Source organism: Phenylobacterium sp. (assembly GCF_030679875.1).
GTDB lineage: Bacteria > Pseudomonadota > Alphaproteobacteria > Caulobacterales > Caulobacteraceae > Phenylobacterium.
This window is the reverse complement of the sequence record NZ_JAUXSP010000008.1, coordinates 1-19,872: the sequence shown is the minus strand read 5'-3', so window position 1 is coordinate 19,872 and position 19,872 is coordinate 1. Positions and strand designations below refer to the sequence as shown.

At 68.9% G+C, this 19,872-nt stretch carries 21 protein-coding genes and 1 pseudogene; 9 read left to right on the top strand and 13 right to left on the bottom strand.

Going from position 1 to position 19,872, the window contains the following annotated elements; genetic code table 11:
• Window positions 1-39 precede the first annotated feature (39 nt).
• Entirely contained in the window at window positions 40-1,023 is a 984-nt protein-coding gene (gene dmeF, locus Q8K84_RS04845; protein ID WP_305281393.1) for a CDF family Co(II)/Ni(II) efflux transporter DmeF, read from the bottom strand.
• Between the two features lie 162 nt (window positions 1,024-1,185).
• Between dmeF and Q8K84_RS04840 the strand changes: the two genes are divergently transcribed.
• Window positions 1,186-2,244 (top strand): GTP-binding protein, encoded by a 1,059-nt coding sequence (locus tag Q8K84_RS04840; RefSeq protein WP_305281391.1) that lies wholly within the window; start codon window positions 1,186-1,188, stop codon window positions 2,242-2,244.
• Window positions 2,245-2,363: 119 nt separating this feature from the next.
• Here the strand turns inward: Q8K84_RS04840 and Q8K84_RS04835 are convergent, their stop codons facing one another.
• Window positions 2,364-2,798 (bottom strand): biopolymer transporter ExbD, encoded by a 435-nt coding sequence (locus tag Q8K84_RS04835; protein ID WP_305281390.1) that lies wholly within the window; start codon window positions 2,796-2,798, stop codon window positions 2,364-2,366.
• A 217-nt stretch (window positions 2,799-3,015) separates the two neighbouring features.
• Here Q8K84_RS04835 and Q8K84_RS04830 point away from each other — a divergent pair, with 217 nt between their 5' ends.
• Window positions 3,016-3,984 (top strand): WD40 repeat domain-containing protein, encoded by a 969-nt coding sequence (locus Q8K84_RS04830; RefSeq protein WP_305281389.1) that lies wholly within the window; start codon window positions 3,016-3,018, stop codon window positions 3,982-3,984.
• 4 nt (window positions 3,985-3,988) lie between these two features.
• Here Q8K84_RS04830 and Q8K84_RS04825 read toward each other — a convergent pair whose 3' ends face one another.
• Complete coding sequence (locus Q8K84_RS04825; protein ID WP_305281387.1) at window positions 3,989-4,657, bottom strand: nitroreductase; 669 nt, start codon at window positions 4,655-4,657, stop codon at window positions 3,989-3,991.
• A 194-nt stretch (window positions 4,658-4,851) separates the two neighbouring features.
• On the opposite strand from Q8K84_RS04825, the gene mtgA reads away from it, so the two are divergent.
• Together mtgA and ald are read left to right on the top strand one after the other, a co-directional pair.
• Window positions 4,852-5,532, top strand: coding sequence for a monofunctional biosynthetic peptidoglycan transglycosylase (mtgA, locus tag Q8K84_RS04820; protein ID WP_370867837.1), 681 nt, complete (start codon window positions 4,852-4,854; stop codon window positions 5,530-5,532).
• A 64-nt stretch (window positions 5,533-5,596) separates the two neighbouring features.
• A complete protein-coding gene (gene ald, locus Q8K84_RS04815; RefSeq protein WP_305281386.1) occupies window positions 5,597-6,712 on the top strand; it encodes an alanine dehydrogenase in 1,116 nt (371 codons plus the stop codon).
• On the opposite strand, the gene Q8K84_RS04810 is transcribed toward ald, so the two are convergent.
• Complete coding sequence (locus Q8K84_RS04810) at window positions 6,709-7,581, bottom strand: bifunctional regulator KidO (RefSeq protein WP_305281385.1); 873 nt, start codon at window positions 7,579-7,581, stop codon at window positions 6,709-6,711. The genes ald and Q8K84_RS04810 overlap by 4 nt on opposite strands.
• 103 nt (window positions 7,582-7,684) lie before the next feature.
• On the opposite strand from Q8K84_RS04810, the pseudogene Q8K84_RS04805 reads away from it, so the two are divergent.
• Window positions 7,685-8,545, top strand: a pseudogene (locus Q8K84_RS04805) (XdhC family protein); the annotation flags it as partial.
• Between the two features lie 71 nt (window positions 8,546-8,616).
• Here Q8K84_RS04805 and glp read toward each other — a convergent pair.
• Genes glp through moaA form a run of 6 tightly spaced genes read right to left on the bottom strand, consistent with a single transcriptional unit; the run spans window position 8,617 to window position 12,606 of the window.
• Entirely contained in the window at window positions 8,617-9,807 is a 1,191-nt protein-coding gene (gene glp / locus Q8K84_RS04800; protein WP_305281383.1) for a gephyrin-like molybdotransferase Glp, read from the bottom strand.
• Window positions 9,804-10,274 (bottom strand): cyclic pyranopterin monophosphate synthase MoaC, encoded by a 471-nt coding sequence (gene moaC / locus Q8K84_RS04795; protein WP_305281381.1) that lies wholly within the window; start codon window positions 10,272-10,274, stop codon window positions 9,804-9,806. Before moaC ends, glp begins: the two co-directional genes overlap by 4 nt.
• On the bottom strand, window positions 10,271-10,825 hold the full coding sequence (gene moaB / locus Q8K84_RS04790) for a molybdenum cofactor biosynthesis protein B (protein WP_305281378.1): 555 nt from the start codon (window positions 10,823-10,825) through the stop codon (window positions 10,271-10,273). Before moaB ends, moaC begins: the two co-directional genes overlap by 4 nt.
• Before the next feature lie 43 nt (window positions 10,826-10,868).
• On the bottom strand, window positions 10,869-11,312 hold the full coding sequence (locus Q8K84_RS04785; protein ID WP_305281375.1) for a molybdenum cofactor biosynthesis protein MoaE: 444 nt from the start codon (window positions 11,310-11,312) through the stop codon (window positions 10,869-10,871).
• Window positions 11,313-11,315: 3 nt separating this feature from the next.
• The gene (locus Q8K84_RS04780) at window positions 11,316-11,561 is read right to left on the bottom strand and encodes a MoaD/ThiS family protein (RefSeq protein ID WP_305281372.1); all 246 of its coding nucleotides are present in this window, start codon (window positions 11,559-11,561) and stop codon (window positions 11,316-11,318) included.
• 4 nt (window positions 11,562-11,565) lie between these two features.
• The gene (moaA, locus tag Q8K84_RS04775; RefSeq protein WP_305281370.1) at window positions 11,566-12,606 is read right to left on the bottom strand and encodes a GTP 3',8-cyclase MoaA; all 1,041 of its coding nucleotides are present in this window, start codon (window positions 12,604-12,606) and stop codon (window positions 11,566-11,568) included.
• A 31-nt stretch (window positions 12,607-12,637) separates the two neighbouring features.
• Between moaA and Q8K84_RS04770 the strand changes: the two genes are divergently transcribed.
• Window positions 12,638-13,288, top strand: coding sequence for a nucleotidyltransferase family protein (locus Q8K84_RS04770; protein ID WP_305281367.1), 651 nt, complete (start codon window positions 12,638-12,640; stop codon window positions 13,286-13,288).
• On the opposite strand, the gene Q8K84_RS04765 is transcribed toward Q8K84_RS04770, so the two are convergent.
• Together Q8K84_RS04765 and Q8K84_RS04760 are read right to left on the bottom strand one after the other, a co-directional pair.
• Complete coding sequence (locus tag Q8K84_RS04765) at window positions 13,260-15,461, bottom strand: xanthine dehydrogenase family protein molybdopterin-binding subunit (RefSeq protein ID WP_305281364.1); 2,202 nt, start codon at window positions 15,459-15,461, stop codon at window positions 13,260-13,262. The genes Q8K84_RS04770 and Q8K84_RS04765 overlap by 29 nt on opposite strands.
• Before the next feature lie 18 nt (window positions 15,462-15,479).
• Entirely contained in the window at window positions 15,480-15,956 is a 477-nt protein-coding gene (locus tag Q8K84_RS04760; protein ID WP_305281363.1) for a (2Fe-2S)-binding protein, read from the bottom strand.
• Between the two features lie 161 nt (window positions 15,957-16,117).
• On the opposite strand from Q8K84_RS04760, the gene Q8K84_RS04755 reads away from it, so the two are divergent.
• The 3 genes from Q8K84_RS04755 to Q8K84_RS04745 are packed head-to-tail and all read left to right on the top strand — an operon-like array spanning window position 16,118 to window position 17,787.
• Entirely contained in the window at window positions 16,118-16,510 is a 393-nt protein-coding gene (locus Q8K84_RS04755; RefSeq protein ID WP_305281361.1) for a cytochrome c family protein, read from the top strand.
• Window positions 16,507-16,878: an MliC family protein gene (locus tag Q8K84_RS04750; protein WP_305281360.1), complete on the top strand. Its 372-nt coding sequence runs from the start codon at window positions 16,507-16,509 to the stop codon at window positions 16,876-16,878. Before Q8K84_RS04755 ends, Q8K84_RS04750 begins: the two co-directional genes overlap by 4 nt.
• Before the next feature lie 12 nt (window positions 16,879-16,890).
• Window positions 16,891-17,787: an NAD(P)-dependent oxidoreductase gene (locus tag Q8K84_RS04745; protein ID WP_305281357.1), complete on the top strand. Its 897-nt coding sequence runs from the start codon at window positions 16,891-16,893 to the stop codon at window positions 17,785-17,787.
• Here the strand turns inward: Q8K84_RS04745 and Q8K84_RS04740 are convergent.
• The gene (locus Q8K84_RS04740) at window positions 17,784-19,445 is read right to left on the bottom strand and encodes an MFS transporter (protein WP_305281354.1); all 1,662 of its coding nucleotides are present in this window, start codon (window positions 19,443-19,445) and stop codon (window positions 17,784-17,786) included. The two genes, Q8K84_RS04745 and Q8K84_RS04740, sit on opposite strands and share 4 nt — an antisense overlap.
• Between the last annotated feature and the right edge of the window lie 427 nt (window positions 19,446-19,872).

The following is a 19,872-nucleotide window of genomic DNA, read 5'->3' as shown; positions in this document are numbered from 1 at the left end:
TTACGCCCGCGAGAAGCCCCGCGGGCGAGAGCCGCGGACTTATACAGACGCAGACTTGCGAGTCAACGCAGGCCCGGGGGATTCGCCAGCCTCGTTCAGGAGGGGCTCTCGAACCTCGACCGTCAGGTGGCTGAGGCCGGACAGATCCGCCAGCTGAGCCCGAAACGCGCTCGCTGGGCGCCCCTCAGGATCGGCCACCACGGCGATGGCGGCGTGGTGGCCAGGCCCCAGGCGCCAGAGGTGCAGATCGAGCACCCTTGCGCCCATCGCCTCCAGGCGCGAGCGGGCCTCCGCCGTCAGTCGGGGGCTGGGGGTGAGGTCCAGCAGGACCGCGCCTGCGCTGGCGCCCAGGGTCCAGGCGAAGCGGCCCACCAGAAGCGCGCCAAGCAGGCCCGCAAGGGGATCTGCCCAGGTCCAGCCCAGTCGTCCCCCGGCCAGCAGCCCGGCGATGGACAGTATAGAGACCACCACATCGGCCGCCAGATGCAGGTGGGCGCCGCGCAGATTGACGTCATCGGCGTCGTCCGGTCGATCGGACGCCCCCTTGCCGGGCCGCAGCAGCCACATGCAGATCAGGTTGACGCCCAGGACCGCCACGGCGAGCTGCGACGCCTCATGATAGTGGGTTTCGGCCCCGCCGCTGAAATGGGTCAGGCTTTCGCCCGCCAGGAGCAGGGCGGTGATCCCCAGGGCGACGGCGTTGGCGAAGGCCGCCAGATAGCCGACCTTTCCGGCGCCGAAGCTGAAGCGCCGATCGGCGGCGTAGCGCCGGGCCAGCAGATAGGCGAGGCCAGCGACGCTGAGGGCCGCCACGTGGGCGGCCATGTGGATCCCCCCGGCCACCAGGGCCATGGAGTTGAACGCCAGGCCCCCGGCCAGCTGGGCGGTCAGGGTGAGCGTACAAATCCCTGCGGCCAGCCAGACCCGCCGCTCGTTCCGCCCGTGATCTGCGCCCAGATAGATCTGGTCGGCCCGAAAACCGTCCAGGGGCCCGGGGGGCGGCCCCGAAGGGCGCGACAGCAATGTCGACCTTGTTTCTTCGTCCTTGGACACAAGGAAACCTTCCGGGCGACGCCTCAATGTGGCGCGAGGGGTGTTAGTCTATAACGTCTGCGCCGAGGTCAAGGGCGTCGCAAGCGCCGATCGGGGGCCATGCCTGTTCCCTCCGGCCGGGTCAGGGATTAGATGAGGCCCATGACCGATAAAATCCCCGTCACCGTCCTGACCGGCTATCTCGGCGCCGGCAAGACCACCCTGCTCAACCGCATCCTCAGCGAGGACCACGGCAAACGCTACGCCGTCATCGTCAATGAGTTCGGTGAGGTGGGCATCGACAACGACCTCATTGTCGGCGCCGACGAAGAAGTGTTCGAGATGAACAATGGCTGCGTCTGCTGCACGGTGCGCGGTGACCTGATCCGCGTCCTCTCTGGCCTGATGAAGCGCAAGGGCAAGTTCGACGCCATCATCGTCGAGACGACGGGTCTGGCTGATCCCGGCCCCGTCGCCCAGACCTTCTTTGTCGATGATGACGTGCGCGCCAAGGCGCAACTGGATTCGGTGACCACGGTGGTGGACGCCAAGCATCTGCCCCTGCGCCTGGCGGACAGTCATGAGGCCGTCGAGCAGATCGCCTTCGCCGACCAGATCATCCTGAATAAGACCGACCTCGTCACGCCGGCCGAGCTGGCGGCGGTTGAGGCGCAGATCCGGCGGATCAATCCGCTGGCCCCGATTCATCGGGCCCAGAGGTCCAATGTGCCGCTGGAGGCCGTGCTGGGCCGAGGCGGCTTCGATCTGGAGCGCATCACGGGCCTGGATCCGGAGTTCCTCAACCCCGCCCATGGGGAGCCAGGACATGTGCATGATGAGTCCTGCGACGACGACCATCACCATGATCACGGGCACGACCATCATCACGATCACGGACACGACCATGTGGCCGAGGCCGGCATTCGCGGGGTGTCGCTGACCTTCGACCAGCCGCTGAACGGGACAAGGGTCACCAACTGGCTGAACGCTCTCCTGCAGGAGCAGGGCCCTGACATCCTGCGGGCCAAGGGTATTCTGGATGTCGCCGGTGAGAACCGCCGGCTGGTCTTCCAGGCGGTTCACATGATCCTGGAGGGTGATTTCCAGCGGGACTGGCGCGAAGGGGAGGCCCGGAGCAGCAAGATGGTCTTCATCGGCCGAAATCTGGATGAAGCCAAGCTCAAGGCGGGCTTCGAGGCCTGCGCAGCCTGAGGCTGTCGCATCAGGCGGACAAATGAGAACGACGGCCAAATGAAAACCCCCGCCGGAGAACCGGCGGGGGTCAACGTGTTCAGCCTGTCAAGGGCGCGACCAGGTCGCGCCCCTTTGGATCAGGAGAGCTCTTCGTTGATCAGGGCGACCAGGAAGTAGCCGTCAGTCTGCAACTGGTTCATCACCGACATGAACTCGCCGTAGCGGACATTGCGGTCGGCGCGGATGTAGACGCGTTCCTCGGTGGGCACGGGCACGGCCAGTTCGGCGGCCAGATCGCCGGCCAGGGCGCCAAGGGTGGTCGGGCGCTCGCCGATGAAGATGGCGCCGCCGGCCTGCACGTTGATCAGGGTCGGCTCTTCAATCACGGTCCCGGGCGGGGGCGGGATCGCGGGCGGCAGGTCGAGCTTGATCGACACCGTCGCGGCGGGAATCGCCACCATGAAGATGATGAGGAGCACCAGCATCACGTCCACGAAGGGCGTAACGTTGATGTCGCTGTTCTGGCCGAGGTCGAACTTGGAGCCGCCCCCGCCACTCAGCTTCGCCGCCATATGCAATTCCTTCCCATAGGGTCGCGTAGCCCGCGACCGTCCGTTTCGCCTCGACCATTCGCCTGTCGAAACGCGATTGTAAAGTCTCAAGGCGCCAGGAGTCAGAGGGTTTCGTTGGTATGACCCGATGCGGCGCCGCAAGTGGCGTCGTCTGACGCCTGGATTCCTTGCAGCAGCCCCCTGGGCAAGACCCGCGTTCGGCGTCTATGGCATCCCCATGCCCTACGCTTTCGACGCCTATGTCACCGCAGCCCTGTTTTCCAAGTCCGGCCAGGCGATCTTCGCCCTCGGGGATGGAACCGTTCGATTCGACGCCGGCGAGGTGGTCGAGGCTCATGACGGCGCAATCCTCTGCGCCTGTCTGCATCCCTCGGGCGAGGGCGTCCTCACCGGCGGCGATGATGGCCGGGTGGTCTGGTCGCGGGCCACCGGCCCTGTGGAGATCGCCGAGATCAAGGGGCGCTGGATCGACGCGGTGAGCGCCAGCTCCGACTCGGGCCTGATCGCCTTCGCGGCGGGAAAGACCGTCCATGTCCGGGACGCCGCCAATCCGGACTTCGCCCGCGCCTTCGAGCATGAGACCTCGGCGCTGGGGCTCGCCTTTGATCCCAAGGGGCGGCGCCTGGCGGTGGCGGCCTATGGCGGGGCGCGGCTCTGGTTCGCTCGCATCGCCGAGCAGAAGCCGACAGTGCTGACCTGGGCTGGCAGCCATATCGCGCTCGCCTGGAGCCCAGACAGCAAGTTCCTGATGTCCTCCATGCAGGAAAACCAGCTGCATGGCTGGCGGGTGGCCGATGAGAAGAACATGCGCATGGGCGGCTATCCGGCCAAGGTGAAGAGCCTGGTCTTCATGTCCAAGGGCCAGTTCCTCGCAACGTCCGGGGCGCAAGGGGTGGTGATCTGGCCCTTTGGCGGATCGGCCGGCCCCATGGGCAAGGAGGCGGCCGAAGTCGGCTATGACGCCTCCACCCTCGTGGTGCAGGTCGCCGGAACGCCGGCCGGCCGCCGGGTCGCCGCGGGCCTGGAGGACGGCCGGGTCTGGGTCTGCGACCTGGAGGGCCAGAAGATCGAAATGCTCAAGGCTGAAAAGGGCGCAGCCATCACCGCCCTGGCCATCTCCGCCGACGGCAAGCGGGTGGCCTGGGGCGACGAGGACGGCGCGGCCGGTATCGCCGAAGCGCCATAGGACCTCAGGCGTCGTCGAACCCCAGCATCTGGCCCCAGACTTCGAAGGGGTCACGGCGGGTGCGCAAGGTGTTGATGGGGGCGGTCTCGTCGGCATAGCCGAGCGCCATGCCGGAAAAGATCATGTGATCCTCCGGCAAATCCAGGACGTCGGCCAGGGTCTGGGGATAGCGGGCCCAATACTCCTGGGCGCAGGTGGCCAGGCCGCGCTCAACGGCCAGCAGCATGACCGTCTGCATCAGCATGCCCACATCCGACCACTGCGGCGGTCCGACCTTGCGGTCGAGGCTGAAGAACAGACCCACGGGCGCGCCAAACAGCTCGCCATTCTTGGCCAGCTGGGTCAGGCGCGCAGCCTTGTCCTCCCGGGGGATGCCGATGGTGGCGTAGAGGTCCTCGCCGCACTGGTAGCGCCGGGTGCGCAGGGGCTCCCATAGATTGGCGGGATAGACGTCGTATTCCGGGGTCTCTCCAAATGGGGCCTCACGCACGCGAGCCTTCAGCGCTTCCAGGGGCGCGCCCGCAAGGGCGTGCACCCGCCACGGTTGGAGGTTGCCGCCGGAAGGGGCGCGGCTGGCGGCCTCGAGAATCTCCCGCACAATCGCGCCAGACACGGCATCAGGGCGGAAGGCGCGGACTGAAATCCGCGCGGCTACGGCCTGGCTGACATTCATGGACCGGTCTCCTTGGGCATGGCGCGCTTGCCGCGCGATCTTCCCATCGCTAGCAGCCCCGCCTAGGGTCAAGGCAAGGATGGCCGAGCTTGAGCGACACCGACACCACCGCCCCCGAAAACGCGCCCGACGGCGCTGAGGACGAGCCCGCAATCTCTGTGGCCGAGGATCAGGGGCCGCCGCGGCGTGGCCGGCTGGGCCGGATCGTGCGGGGGCTTCTGGTTCTGGTCCTGATGATTGGCTTTGTCGGCCCGATCCTGACTGTTGCGGCCTATCGCTTCCTGCCGCCGCCGATCACCATTCTGATGGTTCAGCGCCTGTTCGAGGGCCAGGGCTTTAGCCGCAGCTGGCGGAACCTCGACGACCTCTCGCCGCATCTGGTCCGGTCGGTGATCGCCGCCGAGGACGCCAACTTCTGCAGCCACCGGGGTTTTGACCTCGAGGCCATCCGCAAGGCCCTGGCGCACAACGAGTCCTCGGAGCGGGTGCGGGGCGGCTCCACCATCAGCCAGCAGACGGCCAAGAACGTCTTCCTCTGGCCCGATCGCTCCTATGTCCGCAAAGGTCTGGAGGCCTATTTCACCGTCCTGATCGAGGTGATGTGGGGCAAGCCGCGGATCATGGAGGTCTATCTGAACTCCATCGAATTCGGGCCCGGCGTCTATGGCGCCCAGGCCGCGGCGCGACGGAATTTCGGGGTCGACGCCGAGGATCTCAGCCCGACCCAGGCCGCCCGGCTGGCCGCCGTCCTGCCCAGCCCCCTGCGCTACAAGGCCGATACGCCGGGCCCCTATGTGCGTCGGCGCACAGGACGCATCCAGGCGGCGGCGGGCACTATCCGACGAGACAATCTGGACGCCTGCGTCCTGGGTTGACGAAACACGGTTGCGCCCCTCAACCTGCGGATCAGTAAAATAATCTGCCCTTCAGGAGGCTTCCATGCGCGTTGGCGTGCCCCGCGAGATCAAGCCGAACGAGCATCGGGTTGGGCTGCCCCCCACCGCAGTCCGCGAATATCTGGCCCACGGCCATGAGGTGGTCGTGGAGTCCGGGGCGGGCGACGGCGCCGGCTATGCAGACCAGGACTACGAACGGGCTGGCGCGCAGGTGGTCGCCGAAGCGGCCGCAGTCTTCTCTGACGCCCAGCTGATCGTGAAGGTCAAGGAGCCCCAGGCGGCCGAATGGGCGCGGCTGACGCCTGAGCACATCCTCTTCACCTACCTGCACCTGGCGCCGGATCCGGCTCAGACCGAAGGCCTGCTGGCCTCGGGATGCGCGGCCATCGCCTATGAGACCGTGACCGACCGGGCCGGGGGCCTGCCCCTGCTGGCGCCCATGTCCGAGGTGGCCGGCCGGATCGCGGTTTTCTCCGCCGGCGAGACTCTGCTCAAGCACAATGGCGGCATGGGGCTTCTGCTGTCGGGGGTGCCCGGCGTGCGACCGGCGCGGATCTGCGTCCTGGGTGGCGGGGTGGTCGGCATGAACGCCGCGCGCATGGCCGCTGGCCTGGGCGCCGAGGTGGTGGTGCTGGAGCGCTCCATTCCTCGGATGCGGGAGCTGGACGACATGTTCCTGGGCCGGGTGCTGACCCGCTACTCGACCCTGGACGCGGTGGAAGAAGAGGTGCTGCGGGCCGATGTGGTGATCGGCGCGGTGCTGACCGCCGGGGCCGCGGCGCCCAAGCTGGTCCGACGCGAGCACCTGTCGCGGATGAAGCCCGGCTCGGTGCTGGTGGACGTCTCTATCGACCAGGGCGGCTGTTTTGAAACCTCGCGGCCGACCACCCATGCTGACCCGACCTATGTGGTCGATGGCGTCGTGCACTACTGCGTGGCCAATATGCCCGGCGCGGCGCCGCGGACATCCTCAGAAGCCCTGGTGCACGCCACGCTGCCCTTCGGCCTGGCCCTGGCGGACCGGGGGCTTGAGGCCCTGGGGGACGATCCGCATCTGGCGCGAGGCCTGAACGTGCTGAGGGGTGAGCTGACTCACCCGGCGGTGGCGCAGGCGCTTGGCCGGACCTCGGTCGATCCCTATGGCGTCTGGTCCCGCTAGGCTGCAGCCCACTGGCTGGGGTCCAGAGCGACCGGATCATCTAGGGCCATGTCATCCCAGTCCAGGTCTGGCGGTGGGCTGGAGGCGGCGGCGATCACAGCCGACAACTCCGCAGCAGAGGTGACACCCACCAGGACGGTGGTCGCCTCGGGCCGCGACAGGGCGAAGCCCAGGGACGCCTGCAGTGGATCGCTGCGGCCCTCGGCGATCAGGCGACGCGCCCGGGAGATGCGGCTGGCGGCGGCCTTCAGGTGATGGGGCGCCCGATCGGGCGGCAGGAAGATCAGGCCATTGAGGAAGATCGAGCGCAGCTGCACCTCGATGCCCATGCCGGCCAGGGTGGCCAGGGTGCCGTCGATCAGCAGTCGCTGGTCGAGCAGGCTGGCCGGCGCCTGGATGACGTCGGGACGGAAGCGGCGCGCCAGACCCACGGGATCATCTGAGGCGAAGACCGCCACGCCGATCCGGCGGCAGACACCAGCGTCGCGCAGCTGCTGCAGCCGCGTCCACAGCGCCATGCCGTGAGGACCAAACAGCTCCGAGGCCGACGGCACCAGCACGCAATCGGCCTGGGCGACGCCCAAACGACGCATGGAGGCGCGCACCTCGGCCTCGACCATGTCGGGCCCACGGTCAGCGCGGATCGTGGTCACCGAGACGCGGAAGGGAATGGGCTTGGGCAGGGCTTCGCCGATCAGAGTCTCGCCCTGGACCGAGCGCCCGGCCACGTCGAACAGCGACAGGCCGGCCCGATGGGCCACCGAGAGAATGTCCTGGACTTCGGCCTGGGCGGGACGCCCGCGAACGGACGCCTGATCCAGGACGAACTGGCCAGAACCGAGGCCGAGCTTGGCGAGTGGAGAGGTCATGGGCGGGCGGACGCTCTAAGAACTGCACTTGTCGAGGGCCATGCTTATCTGTGAGGCCTAAAGAACCCGTATCTGGAACCTTTCACGGGGGTTAATCTGGCCTATGACCGAACCGCTGCCCCAATGGCCGATCTTCGGCCTCGACGAGGACGTCCGCCCGGCCCTTCGCCTGGCCGCAGCCACCGGCGCGCCCCTTGTAATGGCCACGCTGACGGCGCTCGGCGGCGGCGGTCCCCGCCCGGTGGGGACGCAGATGGTGTTCGGCCAGGGCGTGGTTTCCGGTTATTTTTCAGGAGGCTGCGTCGAATCTGACGTGGCCGCCCACGCCCAGGCCTGCCTGGAGGACGGCGCGTCCCGCACGCTGGTCTATGGCGAGGGCAGCCCGTGGCCTGACATCCAACTGCTGTGCGGCGCGCGGATCGAGATCTTCCTGGAGAAGGTGGCGAGCGACGACCCCGCCCTGGCCAAACTTTTTACCGCCCAGAATGAGCGCAAACCCTGCGTCTGGCTGAGCGATGGTCAGCGCAGGCTCTGCGTGTCACCCGAGGACGCCAAACCCTGGGCCGGCGCCATCCGTCGGGATTACGCCCCTGTCCCGCGGCTGGTGGTGGTGGGTTCCGATCCCACGGCCCTGGCCATCGCCGCCCTGGGCGGGCAGTCGGGGTTCGAGACCACCCTGGTGCGGCCGAAGGGGCCGACCGAGCCGCCGCCGCTTTTGAAGGTCGCCTATCGCCGGGATGAGCCTGAGGCGGCGCTGGCCGCCATTGGCCTTGATCCCTGGACCGCCGTGGCCATCGCCACCCACGACCTGGCTACCGATCAGGCCGCCCTGCGCGCCGCCCTGCCGTCCAGCGCGGCCTATGTCGGCCTGCTGGGCGCCCGGGCGCGGCTGGGGGAGAGACTGGCCCGATTGCGGGAAGCGGGCGTCAGCGAGGCGGCCCTGTCGCGACTGCACGCGCCTATCGGCCTCGACATCGGTGGCAAGGCGCCCTGGGAGGTGGCGCTTTCAGTGATCGGCGAGATCGTCGCCCTGCGCTATGCCCGGGCCAGCGGCAGCACCTCGACCAGCCCGCCGGCCTCGACGGCGGGCGCGCCGGGCGGCCGGCGGAGCAGGGCGTCGGCGCCGGCGAAGACGCTCACCAGCGAGGAATCCTGATCTCGGTAGGGATGAACCAGGACCATGCCTTCCTCATAGACCAGCCGCGCCCGCATCCAGTGTTCCCGCGGACCATTGGCGCTGAGAGACTCGGCGGCCCGGGCGGACATCGTTGTGAACGGCGTGGGATCGCCCTGATAGGCCCGCAAAATGGGCCGCAGGAAGAGCTCGGCGCAGACGAAGGCTGAGGCCGGGTTGCCGGGCAGGCCCAGCATCCGGCGGCCGTCAGCCAGAACCCCAAAGAAGGTCGGCTTGCCCGGCCGCACCGCCACGCTGGCCACCTTCATCTTAAGGCCCAGCGCCTCGCCGGCGGCCCGCACGAGGTCATGGTCGCCCACAGACGCCCCGCCCACGGTGACGATCAGGTCGGCTTGCGCCTCCGCCAAGGCGGCGATGACGGCGTCGAGTTCGTCGCGGACGGGCTTTAGCTTTTCAGCCTCCGCGCCCCAGGCCTGGACCATGGCCAACAGGGCTGGCGCCCCGGAGTCATAGATTTGGAACGGCCCCGGATGGCCCGGCGCTTCGACGATCTCCTCGCCGGTGGAGATGATCGCCACCTTGGGCGCCCTGCGGACCGAAACCTCCGCGCGCCCGGCTGAGGCGGCCAGGGAGAGGCGCCAGGGATCAATGCGCTGGCCGGCGCTGAGCAGGACCTGGCCTGCTGTGAAATCGCCGCCCCGGCGCCGTTGATGCTGGCCCGCCCGGGCCTCGGGCGTCGTCACGGTCTCGCCGTCTCGCTCGGCGTCTTCCTGGATGACGATGGCGTCGGCGCCGACGGGAACCGCCGCGCCGGTGAAGATGCGCACCGCCTCGCCGGCGCCCAGGACGCCTTCGAAGCCGTGGCCCGCGGCGCTCTCACCGATGATGCGCAGGGGGCCCGGCGTGTCGCCGCTGCGCACCGCCCAGCCATCCATGGCCGAGGCGTCGAAGGGCGGCTGGTCGCGGACGGCGGTGACGTCCTCGGCCAGGACCCGGCCGATGGCCGCGCGCAAGGGGATGGTCTCGGCCGTGAGTGGGGCGATCTCGGCCAGCATGCGGGCCTGGGCGTCCTCAACGGCCAGCAGCTTCATGGGGCGGACCAGTCGCCGGACGCCCCGCCGGACTTGGCGGTCAGGCGCACGGCCTCGATGACCATGCCCTTCTCGGCGGCCTTCAACATGTCATAGACCGTCAGGCAGGCGACCGAGACGGCTGTCAGGGCCTCCATCTCGACCCCGGTCTGGCCGGTGGTGCGGACGCGGGCGGTGACCGAAAGGCCGCCTTCGCCGGGCGTCACCCGGACCTCGACCTTGGACAGCGTCAGCGGATGGCAAAGCGGGATCAGCTCACTGGTGCGTTTGGCGGCCATGATCCCGGCGATCTCGGCGGTGGCGCGCACATCACCCTTCTTGGCGTCGCCAGACAGGGCCAGCGCCAGGGTCGCAGGCGTCATGCGAACAAAGCCCTCGGCGCGAGCCTCCCGGGTGGTGACCGCCTTGTCGGAGACATCGACCATGTGGGCGCGGCCGGTCTCATCGATGTGGGTCAGGCCGCTCATCGTTCGAGCAGCCGGGGCATGAGGTCGACCATGTTGCAGGGGCCGTGACGACTGTCGAGCTGGGCGGCGATCACCTTGTCCCAGCCGTCCTTCACCGCCCCGTTGGAGCCGGGCAGACAGAAGACGAAGACTCCATCGATGATCCCGGCTGTGGCCCGGCTCTGCAGGGTGGACAGGCCCACGGTCTGGTAGCTGACCATGTGGAAGACCACGGAAAAGCCGTCGAGGGTCTTGTGGAACAGGGGCTGCAGGGCCTCGGGCGTCACGTCGCGGCCGGTGATGCCGGTGCCCCCGGTGGTGATCACCGCGTCGACCTCGCCCGATGCGATCCAGGTCTTCACCTGGGTGCGGATGGTCTCCACCTCGTCCCGGACGATGGCGCGCCCGGCCAGGACGTGGCCCGCCCCGGTGATCCGGTCAGCGAGCACCTGGCCCGAGGTGTCGGTGGTCTCATCACGGGTGTCGGAGACGCTCAACACCGCGATGCGGACCGGAACCAGGGTCTTGGCCTCATCGGTCTTGCCCCCGGGGGCGATGGCGGGCGCGTTCATGATCGAGCTCCTTTGTGCTTGGAAGGGATGGCGCGCGCCGAGCTCAGGCCCAGCGGGCTATGTCCGCGTGGTCCTCGTCCCGGGGCTCGATCCAGCGGGCGCCGTCCGGGCCATGTTCCTTCTTCCAGAAGGGGGCGCGGCTCTTCAGATAGTCCATCAGGTAGTCGCAGGCCTCGAAAGCCGCGCGGCGGTGGGCTGCGGCGGTGGCGACGAAGACGATGGGTTCGCCCGGCGCGATCTTCCCGATGCGATGGACGATCATCAGGTCGTGCAGCTCAAACCGGGCCTTGGCCGCCTCGGCGATGGCGCCGATCTGAGCCTCGGTGAAGCCGGGATAGGCCTCCAGTTCCAGGACCTTCGTCGCGCCGCCCTCGCCCCGGGCCAGGCCCGTGAAGCTGGCCACCGCGCCGGTCTCGGCCCGCCCGCAGCAGAAGCCGGAAAGCAAAGGCCCGGGGTCGAAGCCCTGTTCGGTGAGGCTGATCATCATACCCTAGCCCCCGCTCATCGGCGGCAGGAAGGCGACCTCTGAGCGCGTGGAAAGCGTCGCATCGCCGCGAACCAGCACCTGGTCGAGCGCGACCTGGACGCCTGGCGCGGCCAAGGCCTCGCCCAGGGCGGCGTCCTCGGCCGCCAGCTGGGCGCGCAAATCCGAAAGGCGCGTCGGCGACGGGTCCAGGGTCTTCTCCCGCCAGCCCGCGATGTCGCTCAGACGACCAAATAGCAGGACCCGGGCCATGGGCTCAGCCTCCGGTGGTCGACATGTGACGGGCCAGCGCCGGGGCGGCGGACCGCTCGATCTTGAAGTCGTGGCCCTTGGGCTTGCCGTCCACCGCCAATCGAATGGTCTCGATCAGGCGGGCGTCATCGGCGCCGGCCCGCATGACGGCCCGCAGGTCGCTGGCGTCTTCCTGGCCCAAACAGGTGTGCAGGGTGCCGGTGCAGGTCAGGCGCACCCGATTGCAGCCCTCGCAGAAATTGTGGGTCATCGGGGTGATGAAGCCCAGCCGTCCGCCGGTCTCGGCCACCCGGACGTAGCGGGCCGGCCCGCCGGTGGACAGTGGGATGTCCTCCAGGGTCCAGAAGCTCTCCAGCTCCTGGCGGACCTTGGCCAGGGACAGGAACTGGTCGGTGCGATCTTCCTCGATTTCGCCCAGCGGCATGGTCTCGATCAGGGTGGCGTCCATGCCCTCGCCGTGCGCCCAGGCGATCAGGTCGGGCAGCTCATCGGCGTTATCCTTGGCCAGGGCTACGGCGTTGATCTTGACGGCGATGCCGGCGGCCTGCGCGGCCTTGATCCCGGCCAGCACCTTGGCCACGTCCCCGCCCCGGGTCAGGCGGCGGAACAGGTCGGGCTTGCGGGTGTCGATGGAGACGTTGATCCGCCGCACGCCCGCCGCGGCCAGGGGTTCGGCGAACTCGGCCAGACGGGTGCCATTTGTGGTCAGGGTCAGCTCATCCAGCGCCCCGGACTTCAGATGGCGTGACAGGCCCTCGATCAGGCTCATCACCCCTTTACGGACCAGGGGCTCGCCGCCGGTGATCCGCAGCTTGCGCACCCCGAGCGCGATGAAGGCCGAACTGACCCGGTCGAGTTCCTCGAGCGTCAGCAGGTCCTTCTTGGGCAGGAAGACCATGTGCTCGGCCATGCAATAGACGCAGCGCAGGTCGCAGCGATCGGTGACCGAGACCCGCAGATAGGTCACGGTCCGGCCAAAGCCGTCGATCAGCGGCGGGGCGCTGGTGGCCGGAGCTTGCGCAAGGGGGGCGTCGTAAGGCGTCATGGCGTCCGACCAACATAGGCGAGGCGGGCGCGTGACGACAGGGGCGGAGAACAATCAGGCGACCTGGAGCGCCATTGTCCTGGCCGCAGGCGCCGGCCGCCGGTTCGGGGGTCGCAAGCTGCTGGCGGCTTTCGAGGGCGGGGTGCTGGTCGAGGCCGCGCTGGCCACAGCCTTCGCCAGCCCGGCTTCGACCATCATCCTGGTGACGGGCTCAGAGGCCGACGAGGTGGCGGCGGTCGCAAGCGCCTTCGCCGAACGCCAAGGTCAGCGTGATCGCCTGCAGACCATCCACGCCGCCGACCACGCCGAGGGCATGGGCGCCTCCCTGCGGGCCGGGGCTGCGGCGCTGCCGGCGGACGCGGCCGGCGCCTTCGTTTTTCTGGGTGACATGCCAAGGATTCCGCCCGCGATCCTCCCGCGCCTGATCGAGGCCGTGGAAGACGGCGCGGCGGCGGCGGCCCCTGTCTGCGGCGGCCGCCGAGGCCACCCGGTGCTGTTCGGGACCGAGCTCTTCGATTACCTGCGTCAGGCCGCCGGTGACGAAGGCGCCCGGGCGGCGCTGGCGGGCCTCGGCTCACGCCTGGCTCTCATAGAGACCGACGACGTGGGCGTCCTGTTCGACATCGACCGGCCCGAGGACTTGGGGGCGCGACCTAAACCCTCACAAACGGCTGAGCCGTAATCGCCTCGCCGGTCAGCGCCAGCAGCGCATTGGCCACGGCCGGGCCGATCACCGGGGTGCCGGGTTCGCCGACGCCGGTGGGGTGGGTTCCGGCCGGTTGGGGGACGATGTGGGTTTCGACCTGCGGGGCTTCGCCATGGCGCAGCACGCGGTAGGTGTCGAAATTGGTCTGGTCCACGCGGCCTTCGGTCAGCGTCACCTGGCCATAGAGGGTGGCTGAGAGGCCGTAGCAGGTCCCGCCTTCCATCTGGGCGGCGATCTGGTCGGGCGAGATGGCCGTGCCGCAGTCGATGGCGGTGACCACCCGGCCGACCTTGGGCTCCCCATTCTCCATCTTCACCTCGGCCACCTGGGCGACCACGGAGCCGAAGCTCTCATGCACGGCCACGCCGCGGGTCCAGCCCTCGGGCGCCGGCGTGCCCCAGCCGGACTTTTTCACCGCCAGGTCGAGGACCGCCAGATGCCGCTTGGCGCCGGCCTTTTCATAGAGAGCCCGACGATAGGCCACCGGGTCCTGGCCGGCCCGGCGGGCCAACTGGTCGATAGTGTGCTCCATCACATAGGCGGTGTGGGTCGCCCCCACCGAGCGCCACCACAGCACCGGCACGCCGATATCAGGGGTCAGAAGTTGGGCGTCCACATGGGGTGTGGCCGCCAGATAGGGAGAGCCCTTGGCCCCTTCGACCGCGGTCTCGTCGACGCCGCCGCCGCCGAAGGGCGCGCCCTTCATGATGGACTGGGTGACAATGCGGTGGGTCCAGGCGCTGGGATAGCCGTCGGCGTCGGTGGTCACTCGCACCCGGTGGTGGACCAGGGGGCGGTAATAGCCCGCCGCCATGTCGTCCTCACGGGTCCAGATCAGCTTCACGGGCCGGTTTCCGCCCACCTTGCGGGCGATCTGGACGCATTCCACCACGAAGTCGGACTGGAAGTTGGCCCGACGGCCGAATGAGCCGCCGGCCGGCAGGGTCTCGATCTCGATGGCGCCGGGCAGGTTGGCGAGGATCTTGGCCACGTTGAGCTGGTCCAGGGTCGGGGCCTGAGAAGCGAAGGTAAGCCTGGCCTTGTTGCCCTCTACCTGGGCCACACAGTTCATCGGCTCCATGGCGGCGTGGGCCAGGTAGGGGAAGTCATAGGCGACTTCCAGGGCCTGGCCGCCCGGCTGGCCCGACACATCCCCCTTGGTCTCGAAGCCCTGCCATTCCTCACCCTTTTCCAGGGCCGCCGAACCGTCGGCCAGGTCGCGGAAGCGGGCGGCGATGTCGGCGGAGCTGCGCGTCTCGGCCTTGGACTCATCCCAGGTGACGCTGAGCGCGTCGCGGCCCTGCTTGGCCGCCCAGGTATTGTCGGCCACCACGGCGACGCCGGTGGGGATTTCATAGACCTCGACCACGCCAGCCACGGCCCTGGCCGCAGCGGCGTCAAAGCTCGCCACCTTGGCGCCGAAGCGGGGCGGATGGGCGACCATGGCCACCAGCAGGTTGTCGGCCTGCACATCCATGGTGAAGCGGGTCTGGCCGGTGCTCTTGGCCAGGCTGTCCTTGCGCCGCACCCGGTCCGTGCCGATCAGGGTGAACAGGGCCGGGTCCTTCAGGACCGGTTCGGCGGGCGGGGTGACCTTGGCCGCATCGGCCAGCAGGGCGGCGAAGTCGGCGGACTGGCCCGAGGCGGCGTGGCTGACCACACTGTCCTTGACGCTGATTTCAGCCGCGGCCACGCCCCAGCGGTTCGCCGCGGCCTGGACGAGCATGGCCCTGGCCGCGGCCCCGGCCTTTCGCAACTGCTCCCAGGAATTGTTGATCGCCGTCGATCCGCCGGTGAGCTGCGCGCCCAGGGCGCCATTGGCGTAGAGCTTGGCGTTGGCCGGGGCATGCTCCCATCCGACCTTGCTCCAGTCGGCGTCCAGCTCCTCGGCGACGATGGCCGCCAGGCCCGCATGACTCCCCTGGCCAAATTCGATGTGCTTGCAGACCAGGGTGACTGCGCCGTCCGGGGCGATCTTGACGAAGGCGCCGAACGGGCCGGTCTCGCTCTCGGCCCCGGCCGCCAGGAGATCGGTGGGCGAACAGCCGACCATGAGCGCGCCGCCGACGGCGGTGGCGGTGATGATCAGCTGGCGCCGCGAAAGGCCCTCACCGGTATTGGCGGCGCGGCGGGGAAATAGTGCGTTCATGGCTCTCATCCCGTCCGGTCAGGCGTCAGTCTGGGGCGCGGCGGCGGGCGTCTGGCCGGACGCCGCCTTGATCGCCGCGTGGATGCGCTGATAGGCGCCGCAGCGACAGATATTGCCGGCCATCGCCCCGTCGATCTCCGCATCGGTCGGTTTTGGCGACTGGGCCAGCAGGGCGGCGGCCGACATGATTTGGCCCGACTGGCAGTAGCCGCACTGTGGCACGTCCAGCGCGACCCAGGCCTCCTGCAGGGGGTGCTCGCCCCCCAGCCCCTCGATGGTGGTGATCTTCGCGGCGCCGAGCGCGGACACCGGCGTCAGGCAGGACCGGATAGGCGCGCCGTCGGCCAGGACGGTGCAGGCGCCGCACTGAGCGACTCCGCAGCCATATTTTGTGCCAGTCAGGCCCAGTTCATCGCGCAGGACCCACAATAGCGGCGTGTCGTCGGTCGCCTCCACCGTAAGCTGTTTCCCATTCACATCGAGGGTGATGGCCATGACGATCCTCAGCGTTGCGGAGCTTGAGCATGATCTTAACGCCGCTTAGCGGGCAGGGTAAGCCCTGACCAGGCCGGGCGGCGCCAGCATGGTGCGCCTGTGACCTAACTGCGCTACCTGAAAATTCGACGCCGTGATCGGCCCCGTTTCTGGAGACCCTCATGACCCCATCGGTCCGCGCCCCTTCTCTCCGCCTGCCGGCGCTGCTGGCCGGCCTCGTCCTGGCGGCGGCGCCAGGGTTCGCCCTCGCCCAGGCCCCGGCGTCGTCCCTCGGCGTCAGACTGTTCAATATGCAGTGTAAGACCTGCCATGGCGAAAAGAGCACGCCGGCTGGCCCCACCCTGACGGGCGTGGCGGGCGCGCCCATCGCTGGCCGCAGCGACTACGCCTATTCCACAGGCCTGAAGGCCAAGGGCGGGACCTGGACCGACGCCGCCCTGGACGCCTATCTGGCGAAGCCGATGGCCTTCGCGCCTGGCACGCGCATGATGGTCGCCGTGCCTGACGCCAATAATCGCGCCGCCATCGTGGCCTATATGAAGACGCTCAAATGACCTGGAACCTCCGGGCTGGCCTGGGACTCGTCCTCGCCGCCGCGGCCCTGGCCGGCTGCACGACGGTGGGGCCGAGCGCGCCCGCCGCCTTCTCGACGCCGATGCGTGCCGGTCCCGCGCCGGAGGACGCCACGGACGCGCCGATGACCTATGCCTGTCGCGAGGGGAAGCGGTTCGTCGCCGCCTACGCCCTGTCGGGCGAGCATGCGGTGGTCCAGGCCGGCGGCAGGTCCTACCGTCTGCCGCACGCCCCCTCTGGGTCCGGCGCGCGCTTTTCTGCCGGCGGGGTCGAACTGACGACCAAGGGCGTCGAGGCCAGCCTGGACGGCGCGGTCGGGGCGCCCTATCGCGGCTGCGTCACCGGCTGAAGGAGCAGGACCTTGGACGCCTTTCCCGCCTTTTTCCCCCTGGCCGGCGCCAAGATCGTCATCGCCGGGTCCGGCGAGGGCGCCGAGGCCAAGGCCCGGCTGTTCAGCGGCTCGCCGGCCCGCCTCGTGCGGGTCGCTGACGCCCAGGCCTATCTGCCGGCCACCTATGCAGGCGCCAGCCTGGTCTTCATCGCCAGTTCGGACGACCTGTTCGTCCAGGCGGCGGCGACGGCGGCCCGGGCGGCCCGGGTTCCGGTCAATGTGGTCGACCGCCCCCCCATGTGCGACTTCACCACGCCTGCCGTGATCGATCGGGGCGAGGTGGTCGCCGCGGTGGGCACTGGCGGCGCCTCGCCGATGCTGGCGACCCTGCTGCGCAACACAATCGAGACGCGGATTCCCGAGGGGACAGGACGGATCGCCGCCCTGTTCCGAACGATGCAGGATGAGGTGCGCGAGGCCCTGCCGGAATTGCCGCGCCGCCGCGCCTTTCTGCGCCAGGCCCTGGAGGGGCCGGCGGCCGACGCCGCCATGGCCGGCAATATGGAGGCCGCCGAGGCCCTGCTGCGCAAGGCGCTCTCAGAAGACGCCCCCCAGCCGGGGCGGCTGCAGTTCGTCGCCGGGCGGGGACCGGCGGACCTGATCACCCTGCGGGCCAGCCGCGCCCTGGCGAGCGCCGATGTGCTGGTGATCCCCAACGACGCCGACCCCGAGATCGTTGGGATGGCCCGCCGTGACGCCGAGCGGGTGACCGTCGAGGCCGCGACCTCCGATCACCTGATCGACCTGGCGCGCCAGGGGCTGAAGGTGGTCAGTCTGATCACCGCCCTGCCTGACGCCAGCGATCTGCGCGCCTATGCCGAATCCGGCGTTGCCGTCGAGGTGATGCTGGCCGCGCCGGAGGTCTAGTCCAGGGGCTTGCCCTTGGTTTCCGGCAGGAACAGGCAGACCACCACGCTGATGGCGGTGAAGATCACCGGGTACCAGAGGCCGGAATAGATATTGCCCGTCGCCGTCACGATGGCGAAGGCGCTGAACGGGACGAAGCCCCCGACCCAGCCCGTGCCGATATGATAGGGCAGGGACATGGCCGTGTAGCGCACCCTTGTCGGGAAAAGCTCCACCAGGGTCGCCGCCATGGGGCCATAGAGGGCCGTGGCCGCCACGACGAAGATCATCAGGATGCCAAACACGGCCACAAGGTTGGTCCTGGCCGGATCGGCTGCGGCAGGGTAGCCGGCGGCGAGGAGGGCGGCGCGGATGTCCCCGTCCACCTGGGCCCGGGCCGCCTTGAGGTCTTCGGAGGCCAGCTGTGCGCCGTCGATGGAGGCCACTACGGTCTCCCCCACCATCACCTGCGCCGGGGCGCCCGCCGGCGCGGCCAGATTGTCGTAGGAGACCCCGGCATTGGCCAGGGAGGTCTTGGCGATGTCGCAGGCCGAGACGAACTGCGCCCGGCCCACGGGATCGAACTGCAGGGAGCAGTCGGCGGGGTCTGCGATGACCAGGATCGGCGTGGCCGCCTGGGCTTCGGCCAGGGCGGGGTTGGCGGCCATGGTCAGTCCCTTGAAACCCGGGAAGAAGGCGATCAGGGCCAGGGTCATGCCAAACCACATCACCCATTTCCGGCCCACGCGATCCGACAGCCAGGCGAACATCACATAGAGCGGCGCGCTGGCCAGGGTGGCGCAGATCATCAGCGTGTTCACCGTGGCCGGCGCCACCTTCAGGAACCGCTCGAGAAAGATCTGGGTGTAGAAAAACGCCGTGTACCAGACCGCGCCTTGGGCGCTCATGAAGGCGAACAGGGCCAGCAGCACCAGCTTCAGATTGCCCCATTGGCCAAAGGCCTCGGCAAAGGGGGCCTTGGCCTCCTGGCCAGCCGCCTTCAGCCGCTCAAAGCTCGGGCTTTCGGCGAGCTTCAGCCGCATGAAGATGGAGATGGCCAGCAGACCCGCCGACAACAGGAAGGGCAGGCGCCAGCCCCAGTCGGCGAAGGCTTCCTCGCCGACGATGCGCCGGGTCACCAGGATGACCACCAGGGCGCCGATCAGGCCGAAGGCGGCTGAGGTCTGGATCCAGCCCGTATACTCGCCGCGGCGATGGTCCGGGGCGTGCTCGGCCACATAGATGGCCGCCCCGCCATACTCGCCGCCCAGCGCGAGGCCCTGCAGGATGCGCAGCACGATCAGCAAGGCCGGACCGATCAGGCCCGCCTGCTCGTAGGTGGGCAGGAATCCGATGGCCAGCGTGGCGCCCCCCATAAGGGTGACGGTGATCAGAAAGGCCGCCTTGCGCCCGACCCGGTCGCCCATCCGGCCGAAGATCAGCGCGCCCAGGGGCCGGAAGGCGAAGCCGGCGCCGAAGAGGGCCAGGGCCGCAATCAGTCCGGCGGTCTCATTCAGGCCCGCGAAGAAGTTCCGCGAGATGACCGTCGCCAGCGTCCCGAAGATGAAGAAGTCGTACCACTCGAAGGCGGTCCCGGCCGAGGAGGCCACCACCACTGTGCGCATGGAGGGCGCCTTGGCGCCCTCAGCCTGCTGAGCGTCTGCGGCGTCCTGCGCCATGAGCGTTCCCCCGAACTATGGACTGGGCTCAGGAGTAACACCGGTCGGTGACCAGGCGGAAGGCGCGACCTTGCGGAAGGCAGGCCGCGGCCCGCCCGCCCGCCCGATGGGCGCGGCGTGGCGAAAGCCTCTGTCGAAAAGAACCGCGATATAGTTTTAGGCGGCCGAGTCCGACTTCGGCCCGGATATTGAGCAAATTCCCCTGAACGATCAGGGGAATCTCTGCGATCCCGTCGTCACCCCGGCAGATAGGCTCGGCGGCTGTCGCAAAAAGTCGAAAAAGGCTGATTGACACACTTCGGGGTGGCGACTAGATACGCCGCTCCTCGCCGCCGACGGATTGGTTGGCGGGGCTGGCGGAAGCCGGTTTTGGTCTTTGACATTGTTGAATTGGAAAGAGAAACGCAGGCGGCGGTGTTCTGGCGAT